Below are 15,292 nucleotides of genomic sequence, written 5' to 3' on the forward strand. Positions count from 1 at the left end.
TCGCCGATGGGTTGCGTGCTCATTCAACCGCCAAATGCAGGTGCAGTTGTGAGCGGTCGTTGCCTTCGCCGGCCGCATCACGGTCCGACTGTGACGCCAGATTGAGCCGCACCCGTTCGATCTTGCTCAGATATTCGGTCGTCACGTCGCCGGTGATGTAGTGGCCGTCGAAGCACGATGCCTCGAAATTTTGCAGTTGCGGATTCGTGTCACGCACCGCCTGCTTCATGTCCTCGACGTCCTGGTAGACGAGCGCATCGGCGCCGATGATCTGCGCCACTTCCTGGTCGGTCCGACCGTGCGCCACCAATTCAGCCCGGGTCGGCATATCGATGCCATACACATTCGGGAACCGCACTGGCGGTGCCGCCGAAGCAAAGATCACCTTGTTCGCGCCGGCGTCGCGCGCCATTTGCACGATCTCCTGTGACGTGGTGCCGCGCACGATCGAGTCGTCGACGATCAACACGTTACGGCCCTTGAACTCGACCGCCATCGCGTTGAGCTTTTGACGCACCGACTTCTTGCGCACTGCCTGGCCAGGCATGATGAAGGTGCGGCCAACATAGCGGTTCTTGAAGAACCCCTCGCGATATTCGATGTTGAGCTTCTTGGCGACCTGCATCGCCGCCGGCCGCGACGAATCAGGAATCGGCATCACGACATCAATTTGCACGCCGGGCAGCGTGCGCTTGATCTTCTCGGCCAAGTAATCGCCCATGCGCAGCCGCGCGTCGTAGACGGGCACGCCATCGAGCACCGAGTCGGGCCGCGCCAGGTAGACCAGTTCGAAGATACACGGGTTTAGGCTAGGATACTGCGCACATTGCTTGGCGTGCAACGTGCCATCCATACCGATGAACACGGCTTCGCCGGGCGCCACGTCCCGTACAAATTCGAAACCGATGCCCTCGAGCGCGACCGATTCGGACGCGATTATCCATTCGGTGCCCTGCGCGGTGTCGTGCTTGCCGATGGCCAGTGGCCGAATTCCATGCGGATCGCGAAACGCCAGCAATCCGTATCCGGCAATCAACGCGACAATCGCATAAGAGCCCTTTACGCGCCGATGCACCCCGGACACCGCCTTGAAAATCGCGTCGGGCTCCAGCGAGAATCCGGTCGTGGCCAACTGCAACTCGTGTGCGAGCACGTTAAGCAGCACCTCGGAATCGGAACTCGTGTTGATGTGCCGGCGGTCGATGCGGAACATTTCGTCCTTGAGTTGTTCCCAGTTCGTTACGTTGCCGTTGTGCGCGAGGATGACGCCGAACGGTGCATTCACGTAGAACGGCTGGGCCTCCTCCGCACTGCTCGCCGAGCCGGCGGTCGGGTAGCGGACTTGGCCGATCCCGCAGTTGCCGGGCAGCGAGCGCATGTTGCGCGTACGGAACACGTCGCGCACCATGCCGTTTGCCTTATGCATGTGGAACGTGCTGCCGTTGGCCGTCGCAATGCCGGCCGCATCCTGGCCGCGATGCTGCAACAGTAGCAGGCTGTCATAGATTAGCTGATTGACGGGAGACTGGGAAATTACGCCTACGATGCCGCACATGGCATGTCCTTCAAAGAAATTGAATCCGGGTGCCGCTCAGAAATGCACGTACGCTGCGATCGCGGCCGGCAGGAACGGTTTCAGTTCGCGCACACCATGCTCGGCGTAAGGCCTGAACATCGCGTTGCGCCAAAAATCTTGTCGCGGCAGCTCGGTCAATCCGGCGACCGCCACCAATACGAGTACCAGCAGCACGCCTCGTATCAGCCCAAATAGTATGCCCAACGTGCGATCGACGCCGCGCAGCCCGCCGGCGTCGGCAAGCCGGGTAAGCAGCGCACCGATCACGCCAGAGACAACCAGTACAGCCGCCGCCAAGCCGAAGAACACAACCCAGTACTGCGTCAGCACGCCGCCAGGCCAGTTCGCCGGCACATAGCCCGCCAGTGCGGGTGCATAGATCGCGGCGACAATGAACGCGACGATCCACCCAACCAGGCCGAATACCTCCGCCAGCAGCCCCCGCCACATTCCGCGCAGCGCCGACAGGCCAATGAGCGCGACCACGGCGTAGTCGAAAGCGGTCAACGTCGCGTCCGTCACTTCGTCAGCCGCCCTCTACTGCGTACGCTTGCTACCGCCGCCCGCGGTCAGTCCGGCCTCGCGCACCTTCGCCACCGCGGCGGCAGCGGCCGAACGATCGGCGAAGGGCCCGGCGCGCAACAGGATGCGCTCACTGCCGTCGGACTGGCGCCGGCGCTCGACATAGGCCGGCACGCCGAGCGCCTTCAACCGGCCCACCCAATCCCGTGCAGCGGCATCGCTGCCCAGCGTGCCCAGTTGCACCACGTAGCGATTGCCAGCTGGCACATTCGGCGTGCCGCCGGGACTCGACGCGTCCAATGACGCAGCCGCGCTGCTTTGTGCTCGAGCGCGCCTAGATTCCATCGCGGTCTTGCCGCGCGGCGGCGTCGCGGTGGGCGGCGTGTCCGGCGCGGCGGCAGGCATCACATCGTCTTCATACGCATGCGACGATGCCAGCGCCCATTCCGGCCGCGCCGGAATCTGGATGGCGATGTCGTCGGTAAAGGGCTTTGGGTGGGAGTCGAGAATCATCGGCAGCGCAACCACGGCCGCCATGACCAGCGCGATCGCACCAACCAGACGCCGACGCGCGCGTTGTTTCTCAGGCAGCGTCGGATCAAGCAACATCGCATCCGGATCCGTGCGGCGCTCGGCACGCCGCTCACCGCGGCTCGTGCGGCCGGCGCGGCTCCCCGCGGTGGTCCGGGACGGGCCCGCGTCGTCTTTGCTGCCGAAGGAAAACAATCCCATATGTGGCTCGTGGCGGCGCCGGCAGGCCGGTCTGCCCGGCTCGCGCGCCGCGCGGATCAATGATGCTGCATCTTACGATAGGCCATCACGCCGGCTACCGTATAGAAACTGCCGAAAACCACGATTCTATCATTTTCGGACGCCCGGCTGAGGGCATCCTGATAGGCAAGCTGCGGATTCGCGAACTGCCGGATCGACGCGTCCGAGGGCGCGTCGGGGTCGCCGCGCGCCACACCTAGCGTCTCTAATGTCTGTTCGATGTCGAGCGCACGGGCCGCGCGCGTCGTGGGCAATTCAGTCACGCACCAATGATCGACCTCGCCTTTCAAGCGTGCGAGCACGCCGGCGATATCCTTGTCGGCCATCGCGCCGAACACCGCATAGGTGTACGGGAAATAACCCATGTTGCCCAGATTCTGTGCCAACACCGCGGCCGCGTGAGGATTGTGCGCGACATCCAGCACGATCGCCGGTTTGCCGGGCAGCACCTGGAAGCGCCCGGGCAGCTCGACGTTGGCCAGCCCGAGCCGGATATCCTGCGCGCTGACCGGCAGACGCTCGCGCAGCGCCTCGAGTGCAGCGAGCGCCGCCGCGGTATTGAGCAACTGGTTTGCGCCGCGCAGCGCCGGATAGGCCAGCGCCGCGCGTTTTAGCGTGCGGCCGCGGTAGCTCCATTGCTGCCGCTCGCTGCCGGCATGACCCTCGTAATGAAAGTCGCGGTTGAACAGCCACAGGTCGGCGCCGATCGCCTCGGCATGCTCGACCACGCTATGCGGCGGCAGCGGATCGCCGACGATCGCCGGCTTGCCGGGACGAAAGATCCCCGCCTTCTCGCGGCCGATCTGCTCCCGCGTGTCGCCCAGGTAATGCTGGTGGTCCAGATCGACGCTGGTGATAACCGCACAATCGGCATCGATGATATTCACCGCGTCGAGCCGGCCGCCCAGGCCGACCTCCAAAATCACCGCATCAAGCTGGAGGGATACGAACAAGCGCATGATCGCCAGCGTCGTGAACTCGAAGTAGGTCAGCGACACCGGCTCGGGCAACGACAACCGTGCAGCCTCGACCGCTTCGAAATGCGGCAGCAGTTCGTCATCGGGCGCATTGCGGCCGTCCACGCGCGCACGTTCGTTGAACTCGAGCAGGTGTGGCGACGTGTGGCACCCGACGTGATAGCCGGCACGCAGCAGAATCGCTTCCAGAATCGCGCACGTCGATCCCTTGCCGTTGGTGCCGCCCACCGTGATCACCGGGCAGTTGAACTGCAGGCCGAGCGCCGCCTTCACGCGTCCAATGCGCGCCAACCCCATGTCGATGCCAACCGGATGGGCGGTTTCTAGATGCGCGAGCCAATCCTGAAGCGTTGCGAAAACAGTCATGACAGCCCCAGTGCCGAGCACCGCCGCTTCACGCGACCGCGTCCGCCGGCTGGTGCGTCAACAGCGCGATCAGCCGGGCGATTTCCTCGCGCATCTTGCGCCGATCCACGATCATGTCGATCGCACCTTTTTGCAGCAGGAATTCCGAACGCTGAAAGCCCTCCGGCAGTTTTTCGCGCACGGTCTGCTCGATCACGCGCGGACCGGCAAAGCCGATCAGCGCGCGGGGCTCGGCAATCACGACGTCGCCCAAGAACGCGAAGCTGGCCGACACGCCGCCCATCGTCGGGTCAGTCAGCACCGAGATGAACGGCAGCTTGGCCTCGGAAAGCTTTGTGAGCATCGCCGTGGTCTTGGCCATCTGCATCAGCGATAGCACGCTTTCTTGCATCCGCGCGCCGCCCGATGCGGCAAAGCAAATAAACGGGACTTGCTGCTCGAGCGCGTTCTTCGCCCCGCGCACGAAGCGCTCGCCAACGACCGAGCCCATCGAGCCGCCCATGAACGCGAACTCGAAGCAGGCGACCACCACCGGCAACGTGTGAATCGCACCGCCCATCACGACCATCGCGTCGGTCTCGCCGGTATCGTCCATCGCGTCCTTGAGCCGATCCGGGTATTTACGGCTGTCCTTGAACTTCAGCGCGTCGACCGGCACGATCTCCTGGCCGATTTCATAGCGGCCCTCCGGATCGAGCAACACGTCCAAGCGCTCGCGCGCACCAATCCGCATATGGTGATCGCACTTCGGACACACGTGCAGGTTGGCCTGCACATCATTGCGGTAAAGCACCGCCTCGCAGTTCGGGCACTTGACCCACAGTCCTTCCGGAATGCTCTTGCGGCTGCGCGGATCCGTTTGCTTGATCTTCGGCGGCAGCAGTTTATCCAGCCAACTCATGAAAGCTCCTCGATGGGTAGGTTCGTCGCGGCATACCGCCGGGCTCAGACCGCGTGGTCCAGCGCGTGCCGCACCTCGGCAACAAACGCCTTGAGCACGTGCGCGGCGTCCTGCCCGGGCGTCTGCTCGAGCAGTTGGACAATGCGGCTGCCGATCACGACCGCGTCGCTGACCTCGGCGATTGCACGGGCCGTGGCGGCATCGCGAATACCAAAGCCGACTCCAATCGGCAAAGGCACTCGCGCCTTGATGGCTGGCATTTTACCTGCGATGCTGGAAACGTCGAGATTTGCCGCACCGGTCACGCCCCTGAGCGACACATAATAGACATAGCCGCTCGCCACGCGTCCCACCGCGGCAATGCGCTCGTCGGTGGACGTCGGCGCGAGCAGGAAGATCGGATCGATGCCGTAGCCACGCATGGTATCGGCGAATTCAGCCGCTTCCTCGGGCGGGTAGTCAACCACCAGCACACCATCGACACCGGCCTCGCGCGCCGCGGCGCCGAACGCCTCGCGCCCCATCCGCTCGATCGGGTTCGCGTATCCCATCAGCACCACGGGTGTGTCACGGTCGCGCTCGCGAAACACGCGCACGTCGTCGAGCACGCGCCGCAGCGTGATGCCGCGCGCCAGTGCCCGCTCGGACGAGCGCTGAATCACGGGGCCATCGGCCATCGGGTCCGAGAATGGCACACCCAGCTCGATCACGTCGGCGCCGCCAGCGGCCAGCGCGTGCATGAACTCGACGGTGCGCGCCGGATCCGGGTCGCCCGCGGTCATGAATGGAATCAGGCCCTTGCGTCGATCGCGGGTCAGCGCCGCAAACTTCGTTTTAATTCGGGACATGGGGTAAAGTCTCGTCTAAAGTCGCACGGCCTGCCTCGAGCGCAGCCAATCGCCGGCGAGCAAGCGCGCAGTATTCAGGGTTAATCTCGTAGCCGACAAAGCGACGCTGGTGCCGCGCGCAGGCCACCGCGGTGGTGCCGCTGCCCATGAACGGATCGAGCACCAGACCGCCCGGCGGGCAACTGGACAGCACCATTCGCTCGATGATCTCCAGCGGCTTTTGCGTCGGATGCGCAACGCGCTCGGCATGCTGGCGGTGCAAGCGCGACACCGACCAGACGTCCTTCGGGTTGTAGCCGAGCTCGAGCCATTTGCTGCCTTCGAAAATGCGCCGCGAGCGGGCCTTCTTCGTGACAGGATCGTACGGAATACGCACCGGGTCCAGGTCGAAGTAATAGTCCTTCGACACCGCGAAAAAACCAATGTTGTCGTGCACCGACGTGAACCGGCGCGTCGTGCCACCCATGCTCGGCACGCGCCGGTCCCAGATAATCTCGTTGATCATCGTGAGCCGGCGCTTCAAGAAGCAGAAGATCTCCGGCGCGTATTGCCACGTGCAGAATACATACAGCGAGCCGCTCGGCTTGAGCTTCGGAATTGCCAATTCGAGCCAGCGGCAGGTCCACGCGATGAAATCCTGGCCGTTGCGCTTGTCCGAATCGTTGCCATAGTCCTTGCCCAGCCCGTATGGCGGGTCGGCCAGAATCAGGTCGATCGACTGGTCAGCCAGGCTGCCCACGTCGGTGAGGAAATCGCAATTGCGCAACGCTATCCCCGGCGGGATGGCGCGCGGCTGCAGCGCGTCGAGCGCCAGCGCGAAGTCGCACCCGCCGCCGGCCAGCGCGCCGCAATCATCGTCGGGTCCGGCTCGTTCGCTGAGTTCGTCGTCGCGCATCGTGATCGGTGTCGTATCGAGCGGCGCGCTCAAAACGCGATACCGGCGCGCTCGGCCACCGTATGCATATCTTTGTCGCCACGGCCCGACAGGTTCACCAGCAGCAGCTTGTCGCGCGCCAGGCTCGGTGCAAGCTTCGCTGCATACGCAAGCGCGTGGCTGGACTCGAGCGCGGGAATGATGCCCTCGATGCGGCAGCAGTCATGAAACGCCTTCAGCGCCTCATCATCGGTAATCCCGACGTACTGTGCGCGGCCAGTATCGCGCAGCCACGCATGCTCCGGCCCGACCCCTGGATAGTCCAGCCCCGCCGAGACCGAATGCGTATCGATGATCTGCCCGTTCTCGTCTTGCAATAGATAGGTGCGGTTGCCATGCAGTACGCCGGGCGTGCCGCCGATCAGCGATGCCGCGTGCCGGCCGGTGTCCAGTCCATCGCCGGCCGCCTCCACGCCGATTAATTGCACCGCCGTGTCGTCGATGTAGGGATAGAAAATGCCCATCGCATTCGAGCCGCCCCCCACGCACGCAATCACCGCATCCGGCTGGCGGCCGACTAGCTCGGGCATCTGCACCCGACACTCGTCGCCGATCACGCGCTGAAAGTCACGCACCATCAGCGGATATGGATGGGGACCGGCCACGGTGCCGATGATATAGAACGTGTTCTCGACATTCGTGACCCAGTCGCGCATCGCTTCGTTGAGCGCGTCCTTCAGCGTGCGCGAGCCCGAGTCGACCGGCACGACGCTCGCCCCCAGCAGCTTCATCCGATAAACGTTCGCCGCCTGCCGGCGCACATCCTCGGCGCCCATGTACACCACACATTCCATGCCAAGGCGCGCGGCGATTGTCGCCGTGGCCACGCCGTGCTGGCCGGCGCCCGTCTCCGCGATGACGCGCGGCTTGCCCATGCGGCGCGCCAGCAACGCCTGACCGATCACGTTGTTGACCTTGTGCGCGCCAGTGTGATTCAAGTCCTCGCGCTTCAAGTAGATCTGCGCGCCGCCGAGCAGCTCGCTCCAACGCCGTGCGTGGTAGATCGGCGACGGACGGCCGACGAAATGCTTAAGCTCGCGCGCATATTCGGCGACGAACTCGGGATCCTGCCGGTATTGGTCGTACGCGTCGCGCAGCTCGGCGAGCGCATGAACTAGGGTTTCGGCGACGAACACGCCACCATAAGGGCCGAAGTGGCCACGTTCATCAGGCAAATTGTACATTGCGTCACTCTCGTCAGACAGGGCCCGCACGCCACGCGAGCCCACTGGTCACCGGGCGTCCATCGCCGCCGCTGCCGCATCCGCGGCCTGCACGGCATTGACGAACGCCGCCATTCGGGCGTGATCCTTCACGCCCTTTGCACCCGGCACTTCGATGCCGCTGGACACATCCACGGCATACGGGCGCACCCGGTGAATGGCGTCAGTGACGTTTTGCGCGCTCAACCCACCACTCAAAACGGCCTGACGCGCGATGTCTGCTGGAATAAGTGACCAATCGAAAACCTTTCCGCCTCCGCCATAGCCGGCGACCAGCGAATCGAGCAGCAAGCCCGTTGCACAAGCATAGTTGATAGATGATTCTACCAAATCAGCCGGCCGGGTATCCGGTCCGACACGTAGGGCGCGCAGCCAGCGCAGGCCCGCGCGCCCTGCCAATATGGCGCAGCGCTGCGGCGTCTCGTCGCCGTGAAATTGCACCATGCCGAGTGGCACCGCGTCGAGCACCTGTTCGAACAGCGCGTCGTCGGCATTGACGAACAGCCCCACCACGGTCACGAACGGCGGAACACGGCGCGCCAGCGCGGCGGCAAGCTCGATGCTCACACAGCGCGGGCTGGGCGGATAGAAGACCAGTCCAATCGCATCGGCGCCCAGTGCGACCGCGCAATCGACGTCTTGCTCAGTGGACAGGCCACACAGCTTCACGCGCGTTCGCTGCGCGCGGTAGGCCGGCGCGGCGGCCTGGGTGGGTGCGGGCTCAGTCATGATTCCATACCTCGCTGAATGGCAAACTGGCGAGATTGGGCGGCGGCACGCCGAAGCCGTCGGGATAGCCCACCTGCGCCAGATACAGGCCGTCCGGCATGAACGTCGGTGCCGCGTGCTTGCGCTCGCGAGCAGCCAGCACTTCGGCCATCCAACAGGCCGGGTGCCTGTGCCGTCCCACTGACACCAGGCAGCCCATGATGTTGCGCACCATGTGGTGTAGAAACGCATTCGCCCGAAAGCGCAAATGCACGAACGGCCCGTGCTCAACGATATCGATCGCGTACAAGTGCTTGACGGGCGTCTTCGCCTGGCAATCGGACGAGCGAAACGACGAAAAATCGTGCTCGCCGATCAAATACCCGGCGGCCTCGCGCATCGCCTCGACGTCCAGCGGCGTATGAACCCACCCGGCGCGCCTCGCGAGCATCGGCGAGCGCACCGGATGCACATACAGCACATAGAAATACGTGCGCTCGAACGCCGCAAAGCGCGCGTGAAAAGTCGGCGGCACCGGCTTGGCCCACTGCACCGAGACACTGGGCGGCAAGAACGCGTTGACTCCGCGAACCCACGAAAATGCCGCCCGGTCAAGCAATGTATCGAAATGCACGACTTGACCGAGTGCATGTACGCCCGTGTCGGTCCGGCCGGCGACGACAGTGGGCAGCGGCACTTGCGCGAACTGCTCCAGCGCACGCTCAAGCACGTTCTGGACCGTATTGCCGTGCGGCTGCGCCTGCCAACCGCAGAACGCGGCGCCGTCATACTGGAGTCCCAGCGCGATGCGCATCGCCACCCTGCTCAAAGCGGCGCAAGCGCGGCGTGCAGCGCCCGCGCCTTTTCCAGCGTCGTCGGATCGTTCGACGCGATGACTTCGCTGACCAATGCGCGTGCACCCGCCGTATCGCCCAACTTCATGGATTCGACGGCCAGATTGAGCTTGTGTCGGGCGATCGCGGCGAGTTCGTCCGGCGCCAGCGCGACGGACGGTTGCGCGGCCAGCGGCGGCAAATCAAGGTCAAAATCGAGGTTCAATGCGCCGAAATGGGCGGCACCGAAGCGGGGCGGCGGCGCAACGGAGGGTGGCGGGGCCATCGGCGCGTCGCGCTCGACGGCGGCGATCTGCGCATCGGCAATCGCCGCATCGTACACGCTCGACGTCGTGGACGGCAGCGGCGGCAGCGATAGCTCCAGCGATGCCAGCGCGGCAGCGGCGTGTGCCGGAAAGTCGGGCGCCAGCGGCGTGTGCCGCTCGCCGGCGTGCGTTGCGGTGACGGCCGGCGATTCGGCTGCGAAGGCGTCTAAAACAGCATGCGATGACGGCGACGCAGCGTCCGGATCGTGCTCGACCATGTCGCCGCGCGACAATGCGTCGTGCGCTCCGGCGGTCGAAACGGTCCCGGACCGCAGACCGGCTTCGCCAGCCTCAACGGTCGGGCCTTCACGCGCCGTGTCGGCGGCATGCGTCTGTCCGGCGTCCAGACGATCGGATGCCTGTGCCTTGTCGCCCCCACGGTGACTGGCCAGCAGCGATTCGTCGTCGCGCTCCCCCACGTCCTCGTGTGCGACGGGCACGACGTGCGCCCGCTCCTGCGCCCGCTCGCTGTCAATGGCGTCCGACGAGCGGCTAACCACCGGCGGCTCAGCATCCGACGTGGCATCCCCCCCCCGACCGGCATCGCGCGTCACCGCGGCAGCCACCGCCGTCGCCGCGACGCCCATGGCCGCCACGGCGACACCCGTAGCCGCCGTGCCGACGACGGCAGCTTGCAACGCCTCATCGCCGGCATGGGGTACCGTACCGTCAGACGATTTAGACCCGGTTCGCATTGCAGAGGCACGATGCGGCAAGCCGCCATCCGGCGCACGAGCCGCGCCCGCTCGAGTCTCCTCGCGTGGGCCAACGCCCTGTGCACCACCCATATTGCCAGTAGCTGCCGCGCGCTGCCGTCGTCGCACCAGCGCGATCAGCAATCCCACCAGCAGGAACGCTAGTGCAGCGGCACCCGCCGCGATCGTTGGCGACAGACGTGGCGAAGCCCCCGTGCGGGCCGACGCGCGAGCCGTACCCTGGCTCGCCGCCACAGCAGTTGTCGAGACCACCCACGCCGCGGACGCGGACGGCGACGCCAATGCAACCGAGCCTGACTCCGGCACAATGGCTGCCACGCCCGCGGTCGCCGGCGTGCTCGCTTGATGTACCGGCACCCCCTCGGCTTGCGGCGCAGACGGCGTGGACGCGCCAGAGGTGACACCCAAGGTGACGCCAACGGAGGCACCCGAGGACGCGACGCCACCCGACGTGGCAATGCCCGGCGCGGCACTGTCCAGCGCCGCGGCGTGGGACGCGAGCGTCGGCAATGGTGCGCCGCTCATCCCCGTCGCAGTATTCGAAGGTTGCGGCGCGCGCTGGATCGCGCCGTCGGGTACCTGGATCACCGCACCGATCTTCAAGCGGTCCGGATCGCGCCCCATAAACGCGCCGGGATTGGCCTTGAACAGCAGTGCCACCATCCTGTCACGCATCGCCCGGTCGTTGGACTGGATCACCGCACTGGCTATGTCGTTTAGCGATTGGCCGGGCTTGACGACAAAACGATTGGAGCCTGCGCTATCGGCAACCGATGCGCCGGCCGTGCCGGCCGCGCCGGTATTCGTTCCGGCTGCCGCCGCGCCCGGCGACGACACCGTAATCATTGCCGTCACCGCCACGGCGCCCACGCGCGCGCCCCATGCTCGAACCCTCATTAATACTCCTACATCGCCACGATGCGTGCTAACCTGGGCGCCGCCGTTGGCCTGTGCCGCACGCCGGCGCCGATTCTAGTTGGCTTTCGATCACAAAAGCCGCATCTTAAAACGAAAAAGGCGCCACGCAGCGCGCAACGCCCTTGTCTTTCGCGCGCACGGGCGCGCGCGTTGCCCGCTGGCAGATCAATGTTCAAGCAAAATGCGCAACATCCGGCGCAGCGGTTCGGCAGCGCCCCACAGCAACTGGTCGCCGACCGTGAATGCCGATAGGTATTCGCCGCCCATCGCGAGCTTGCGCAACCGGCCGACCGGCACCGACAGCGTGCCGGTCACGTTGGCCGGCGATAGCGCGTGCATCGACGCGTCGCGCGCGTTCGGCACAACCTTCACCCAATCGTTCGCCGTCGCCAGCATCTGATGGATCTCGTCGAGCGGCACGTCCTGCTTCAGCTTGATCGTCAATGCCTGCGAATGGCAACGCATTGCACCGATGCGCACGCACAATCCGTCGACCGGGATCGACCCCGGCTCGCCGACGGCTGGACGGCCGAGGATCTTGTTCGTCTCGGCACCGCCCTTCCATTCTTCCTTCGACATGCCGTTGCCCAGGTCCTTGTCGATCCATGGAATCAGCGAACCGGCCAGCGGCACGCCGAAATGCTGCGTCGGCATCGCGTCACTGTTCATTGCGGACAACACGCGGCGGTCGATGTCTAGGATGGACGACGCGGGATCGGTCAGTTGCGGCTCAACCGCGCCATGTAGCGTCCCCATCTGCGACAAAAGCTCGCGCATGTTTTGTGCGCCGGCCCCGGACGCGGCCTGATACGTCATCGCGGTCAGCCAGTCAACCAGGTCGTGCTGGAACAATCCGCCCAGCGCCATGAGCATCAAGCTCACGGTGCAATTCCCGCCGATGAAATCGCGCCCGCCACGCACCAGCGAATCACGGATCACGTCGAGATTGACCGGATCCAGGATGATCACCGCATCGTCCTTCATCCGCAGCGCGGAGGCCGCGTCGATCCAGTAGCCCTCCCAGCCGGCTGCGCGCAGCTTCGGATAGACGTCGTTCGTATAATCACCACCCTGGCACGTGATGATCGCGTCGCAGCGCTTTAGCTCGTCGATAGCGAACGCGTCCTTGAGCTTCGTGTCCGTGTTCGCGAATGCCGGCGCCGCACCGCCCGCATTGCTGGTACTAAAGAAGACCGGTTCTATCAGGTCGAAATCGCGCTCCTGTTGCATGCGCTGCATCAGGACGCTGCCGACCATGCCGCGCCAACCAACGAGACCTACGTTCATGACTTACCTTTGGGATCGGTTCTTCCCCGCATCTGTCCCCAGTGTGGCCGCGCGGGGAAGATGAGGCGGACACGACTGGACACGATCAAGTTTTGATCGTTTTGCGGGTACGAATCATCGTCGTGCCAATAGGCGGCGTGCGATGCGCCGCGAGAACGCGCACGGCCGTCCATTTCCGCTCGCGCGAACGCGCGCCGCGATCGTCACCGACAATCGCAGCAACCAGGCTCGTGGAACGGGGGGCTTGCATCATGTTGCGCAGTGTACACGAAATCGTAGCGCGATGGCGCCAAACCGACTCAAAAAGCGAACCGATTCAGCCACTTGCACCCCCTCGGACAAATCGCCTGGGCGGCGTCAGCGTGCCAGCGCCGCGATGACCGCATCACCCATTTCGCGCGTGCCGACTTGCTTGCAGCCCGGCGTAACGATGTCCGGCGTGCGATAGCCTTGCGCGAGCACACGCTTGACCGCGTTCTCGATCCGGTCCGCCTGTTCGGCGCGTCCAAGCGAGTAGCGCAACATCATCGCAGCCGATAGAATCGTCGCGAGCGGATTAGCCACGCCCTTACCCGCGATATCCGGCGCCGAGCCGTGCGACGGCTCATACAGGCCCTTGTTGTTCACGTCGAGCGACGCGGAGGGCAGCATCCCGATCGAGCCAGTCAGCATCGCCGCTTCGTCGGATAGGATATCGCCGAACATGTTGCCCGTGACGACCACGTCAAATGCTTTGGGCGCCTTCACCAGTTGCATCGCCGCGTTGTCGACATACATATGCGATAGTTCGACATCCGGATAGTCGCGCGCCACGTCGATTATGACGTCCTTCCACAGTTGCGACGTTTCCAGTACGTTGGCTTTATCGACCGAAGTCAACCGCTTCGCGCGCTTTTGCGCGGCTTGGAAGGCCACGTGCGCGATCCGTCGCACCTCCGGCTCCGCATAGCGCATCGTGTCGAAACCCTCGCGGCTACCGTGGAACGGGCCGTCCGGCGCGTCGCGCAAGCCGCGCGGCTGGCCGAAGTAGATGTCGCCGTTCAGTTCGCGCACGATCAGGATGTCCAGTCCGGACACGATCTCCGGCTTCAGCGATGACGCGCCGGTCAACTCTGGATAGCAGATCGCCGGGCGAAAGTTCGCAAACAACTGCAAGTGCTTACGCAAGCCAAGGATCGCCTGCTCCGGGCGCAACGCGCGCTCGAGCTGGTCGTATTTCCAATCGCCGACCGCGCCGAATAAAATCGCGTCTGCGTGCCTGGCCAGCGCCAGCGTGGCGTCCGGCAACGGATGCCCGCTTGCCTCGTAGCCGGCGCCCCCGACCGGTGCCTGCTCCAGTTCAAAGCGCTCGTCGAGCGCATTCAGGACTTTTACCGCCTCGGTGACGATTTCCGGGCCAATCCCGTCGCCCGGCAACACGGCAATCTTCATACGTTCCATTCCAAAAACATTGAATCGAAAGGCGCGACGCGCGGCAATGCGCGCCGCCTCAACCGACGAGACGATTGTTCAGCCACGGTTGACGGGCCAGCCGCTCGGCCTCGAACTGACGAATCCGCTCGGCATGGCGCAACGTCAGACCGATGTCGTCGAACCCGTTGAGCAGACAGTATTTGCGAAACGGCGCGATGTCGAATTCGAACGCGTGGGCGCCATCCACGGTGCGCACCTGCTGCTGCTCCAGGTCGATCGTCAGCTGGAAGCCGTTGAATGCGGCCGTGTCGTTGAACAGTCGGTGCACATCGGCGCCGCGCAACACGATCGGCAGCAAGCCGTTCTTGAAGCAGTTGTTGAAGAAGATGTCTGCAAAGCTGGGCGCGATGATCGCCCGGAAGCCATACTGCTGCAATGCCCACGGCGCATGCTCGCGTGAGCTACCGCAGCCGAAGTTCTGGCGGGCAAGCAGGATCGAGGCGCCCTGGTAGCGCGGCTGGTTCAGCACGAAATCCGGGTTCAGCGGCCGCGTCGAGCAATCCTGGCCCGGCTCCCCATGGTCCAGGTAGCGCCACTCGTCAAACAGATTGGGTCCGAAGCCCGTACGCTTGATTGACTTCAGGAACTGCTTCGGAATGATGGCATCGGTGTCGACATTCTCGCGATCGAGCGGTGCGACGATACCGGTATGAACGACAAATTTTTCCATGACTTCCTCGAACGTGATCGAGTCCTGATCGGACCCGGTCGGGCCCGCCGTCGCGGGCCGTGTGCGCAACCCGTGACCTGCAGCGAGACCCGCGTTACTGCGCGGCCTTCTTGATCGCCGCACCGGCCTCGCGCATGTCCTGCCCGAAACCCGACACGGTGTTGCATCCGGCGATCGCGGCACAGCCCAGCACCACCGCGGTCACTGCGAGCCACCCGATGAATACGCGCTTCATTCTTATGC

At 64.6% G+C, this 15,292-nt stretch carries 15 protein-coding genes; all 15 read right to left on the reverse strand.

Annotated elements, in window-relative coordinates; genetic code table 11:
- Window positions 1–19: 19 nt before the first annotated feature.
- The 15 genes from purF to RBRH_RS17320 all read right to left on the reverse strand — a co-directional run bounded on the left by purF (window position 20) and on the right by RBRH_RS17320 (window position 15,284).
- Complete coding sequence (gene purF / locus RBRH_RS08735; protein ID WP_013435825.1) at window positions 20–1,555, reverse strand: amidophosphoribosyltransferase; 1,536 nt, start codon at window positions 1,553–1,555, stop codon at window positions 20–22.
- Between the two features lie 36 nt (window positions 1,556–1,591).
- A complete protein-coding gene (locus RBRH_RS08740; RefSeq protein ID WP_041754381.1) occupies window positions 1,592–2,083 on the reverse strand; it encodes a CvpA family protein in 492 nt (163 codons plus the stop codon).
- Window positions 2,084–2,113: 30 nt separating this feature from the next.
- Complete coding sequence (locus RBRH_RS08745) at window positions 2,114–2,830, reverse strand: SPOR domain-containing protein (RefSeq protein ID WP_041754382.1); 717 nt, start codon at window positions 2,828–2,830, stop codon at window positions 2,114–2,116.
- Between the two features lie 56 nt (window positions 2,831–2,886).
- The gene (folC, locus tag RBRH_RS08750; RefSeq protein WP_041753706.1) at window positions 2,887–4,212 is read right to left on the reverse strand and encodes a bifunctional tetrahydrofolate synthase/dihydrofolate synthase; all 1,326 of its coding nucleotides are present in this window, start codon (window positions 4,210–4,212) and stop codon (window positions 2,887–2,889) included.
- Between the two features lie 28 nt (window positions 4,213–4,240).
- Window positions 4,241–5,113 carry an acetyl-CoA carboxylase, carboxyltransferase subunit beta gene (accD, locus tag RBRH_RS08755; RefSeq protein ID WP_013435829.1) on the reverse strand — a complete coding sequence of 291 codons (873 nt, stop codon included), beginning with the start codon at window positions 5,111–5,113 and terminating at the stop codon, window positions 4,241–4,243.
- 44 nt (window positions 5,114–5,157) lie between these two features.
- Window positions 5,158–5,961 carry a tryptophan synthase subunit alpha gene (trpA, locus tag RBRH_RS08760; protein WP_013435830.1) on the reverse strand — a complete coding sequence of 268 codons (804 nt, stop codon included), beginning with the start codon at window positions 5,959–5,961 and terminating at the stop codon, window positions 5,158–5,160.
- Window positions 5,948–6,856 (reverse strand): DNA-methyltransferase, encoded by a 909-nt coding sequence (locus RBRH_RS08765; RefSeq protein ID WP_041754383.1) that lies wholly within the window; start codon window positions 6,854–6,856, stop codon window positions 5,948–5,950. The genes trpA and RBRH_RS08765 overlap by 14 nt, the downstream gene beginning before the upstream one ends.
- 29 nt (window positions 6,857–6,885) lie before the next feature.
- Window positions 6,886–8,079 (reverse strand): tryptophan synthase subunit beta, encoded by a 1,194-nt coding sequence (trpB, locus tag RBRH_RS08770; RefSeq protein WP_041754384.1) that lies wholly within the window; start codon window positions 8,077–8,079, stop codon window positions 6,886–6,888.
- A 48-nt stretch (window positions 8,080–8,127) separates the two neighbouring features.
- Window positions 8,128–8,847 (reverse strand): phosphoribosylanthranilate isomerase, encoded by a 720-nt coding sequence (locus RBRH_RS08775; protein WP_013435833.1) that lies wholly within the window; start codon window positions 8,845–8,847, stop codon window positions 8,128–8,130.
- Window positions 8,840–9,640, reverse strand: a complete 801-nt coding sequence (truA, locus tag RBRH_RS08780) for a tRNA pseudouridine(38-40) synthase TruA (RefSeq protein WP_041753707.1) — start codon at window positions 9,638–9,640, stop codon at window positions 8,840–8,842. The genes RBRH_RS08775 and truA overlap by 8 nt, the downstream gene beginning before the upstream one ends.
- A gap of 11 nt (window positions 9,641–9,651) precedes the next feature.
- Entirely contained in the window at window positions 9,652–11,598 is a 1,947-nt protein-coding gene (locus tag RBRH_RS08785; protein WP_013435835.1) for a hypothetical protein, read from the reverse strand.
- 186 nt (window positions 11,599–11,784) lie between these two features.
- Complete coding sequence (asd, locus tag RBRH_RS08790) at window positions 11,785–12,906, reverse strand: aspartate-semialdehyde dehydrogenase (protein ID WP_013435837.1); 1,122 nt, start codon at window positions 12,904–12,906, stop codon at window positions 11,785–11,787.
- 357 nt (window positions 12,907–13,263) lie between these two features.
- On the reverse strand, window positions 13,264–14,337 hold the full coding sequence (leuB, locus tag RBRH_RS08795; RefSeq protein ID WP_041753708.1) for a 3-isopropylmalate dehydrogenase: 1,074 nt from the start codon (window positions 14,335–14,337) through the stop codon (window positions 13,264–13,266).
- 58 nt (window positions 14,338–14,395) lie between these two features.
- A complete protein-coding gene (gene leuD, locus RBRH_RS08800) occupies window positions 14,396–15,049 on the reverse strand; it encodes a 3-isopropylmalate dehydratase small subunit (RefSeq protein WP_041754385.1) in 654 nt (217 codons plus the stop codon).
- Between the two features lie 94 nt (window positions 15,050–15,143).
- A complete protein-coding gene (locus RBRH_RS17320; protein WP_013435840.1) occupies window positions 15,144–15,284 on the reverse strand; it encodes an entericidin A/B family lipoprotein in 141 nt (46 codons plus the stop codon).
- Window positions 15,285–15,292: the final 8 nt, after the last annotated feature.

The organism is Mycetohabitans rhizoxinica HKI 454, from assembly GCF_000198775.1.
Lineage (GTDB): Bacteria > Pseudomonadota > Gammaproteobacteria > Burkholderiales > Burkholderiaceae > Mycetohabitans > Mycetohabitans rhizoxinica.

Coding starts and splice junctions, on each gene's coding strand:
- purF (WP_013435825.1), bottom strand. CDS start 1,555: ATGTGCGGCATCGTAGGCGTAATTTCCCAGTCTCCCGTCAATCAGCTA.
- RBRH_RS08745 (WP_041754382.1), bottom strand. CDS start 2,830: ATGGGATTGTTTTCCTTCGGCAGCAAAGACGACGCGGGCCCGTCCCGG.
- folC (WP_041753706.1), bottom strand. CDS start 4,212: ATGACTGTTTTCGCAACGCTTCAGGATTGGCTCGCGCATCTAGAAACC.
- accD (WP_013435829.1), bottom strand. CDS start 5,113: ATGAGTTGGCTGGATAAACTGCTGCCGCCGAAGATCAAGCAAACGGAT.
- trpA (WP_013435830.1), bottom strand. CDS start 5,961: ATGTCCCGAATTAAAACGAAGTTTGCGGCGCTGACCCGCGATCGACGC.
- RBRH_RS08765 (WP_041754383.1), bottom strand. CDS start 6,856: ATGCGCGACGACGAACTCAGCGAACGAGCCGGACCCGACGATGATTGC.
- trpB (WP_041754384.1), bottom strand. CDS start 8,079: ATGTACAATTTGCCTGATGAACGTGGCCACTTCGGCCCTTATGGTGGC.
- RBRH_RS08775 (WP_013435833.1), bottom strand. CDS start 8,847: ATGACTGAGCCCGCACCCACCCAGGCCGCCGCGCCGGCCTACCGCGCG.
- truA (WP_041753707.1), bottom strand. CDS start 9,640: ATGCGCATCGCGCTGGGACTCCAGTATGACGGCGCCGCGTTCTGCGGT.
- RBRH_RS08785 (WP_013435835.1), bottom strand. CDS start 11,598: ATGAGGGTTCGAGCATGGGGCGCGCGCGTGGGCGCCGTGGCGGTGACG.
- asd (WP_013435837.1), bottom strand. CDS start 12,906: ATGAACGTAGGTCTCGTTGGTTGGCGCGGCATGGTCGGCAGCGTCCTG.
- leuB (WP_041753708.1), bottom strand. CDS start 14,337: ATGAAGATTGCCGTGTTGCCGGGCGACGGGATTGGCCCGGAAATCGTC.
- leuD (WP_041754385.1), bottom strand. CDS start 15,049: ATGGAAAAATTTGTCGTTCATACCGGTATCGTCGCACCGCTCGATCGC.
- RBRH_RS17320 (WP_013435840.1), bottom strand. CDS start 15,284: ATGAAGCGCGTATTCATCGGGTGGCTCGCAGTGACCGCGGTGGTGCTG.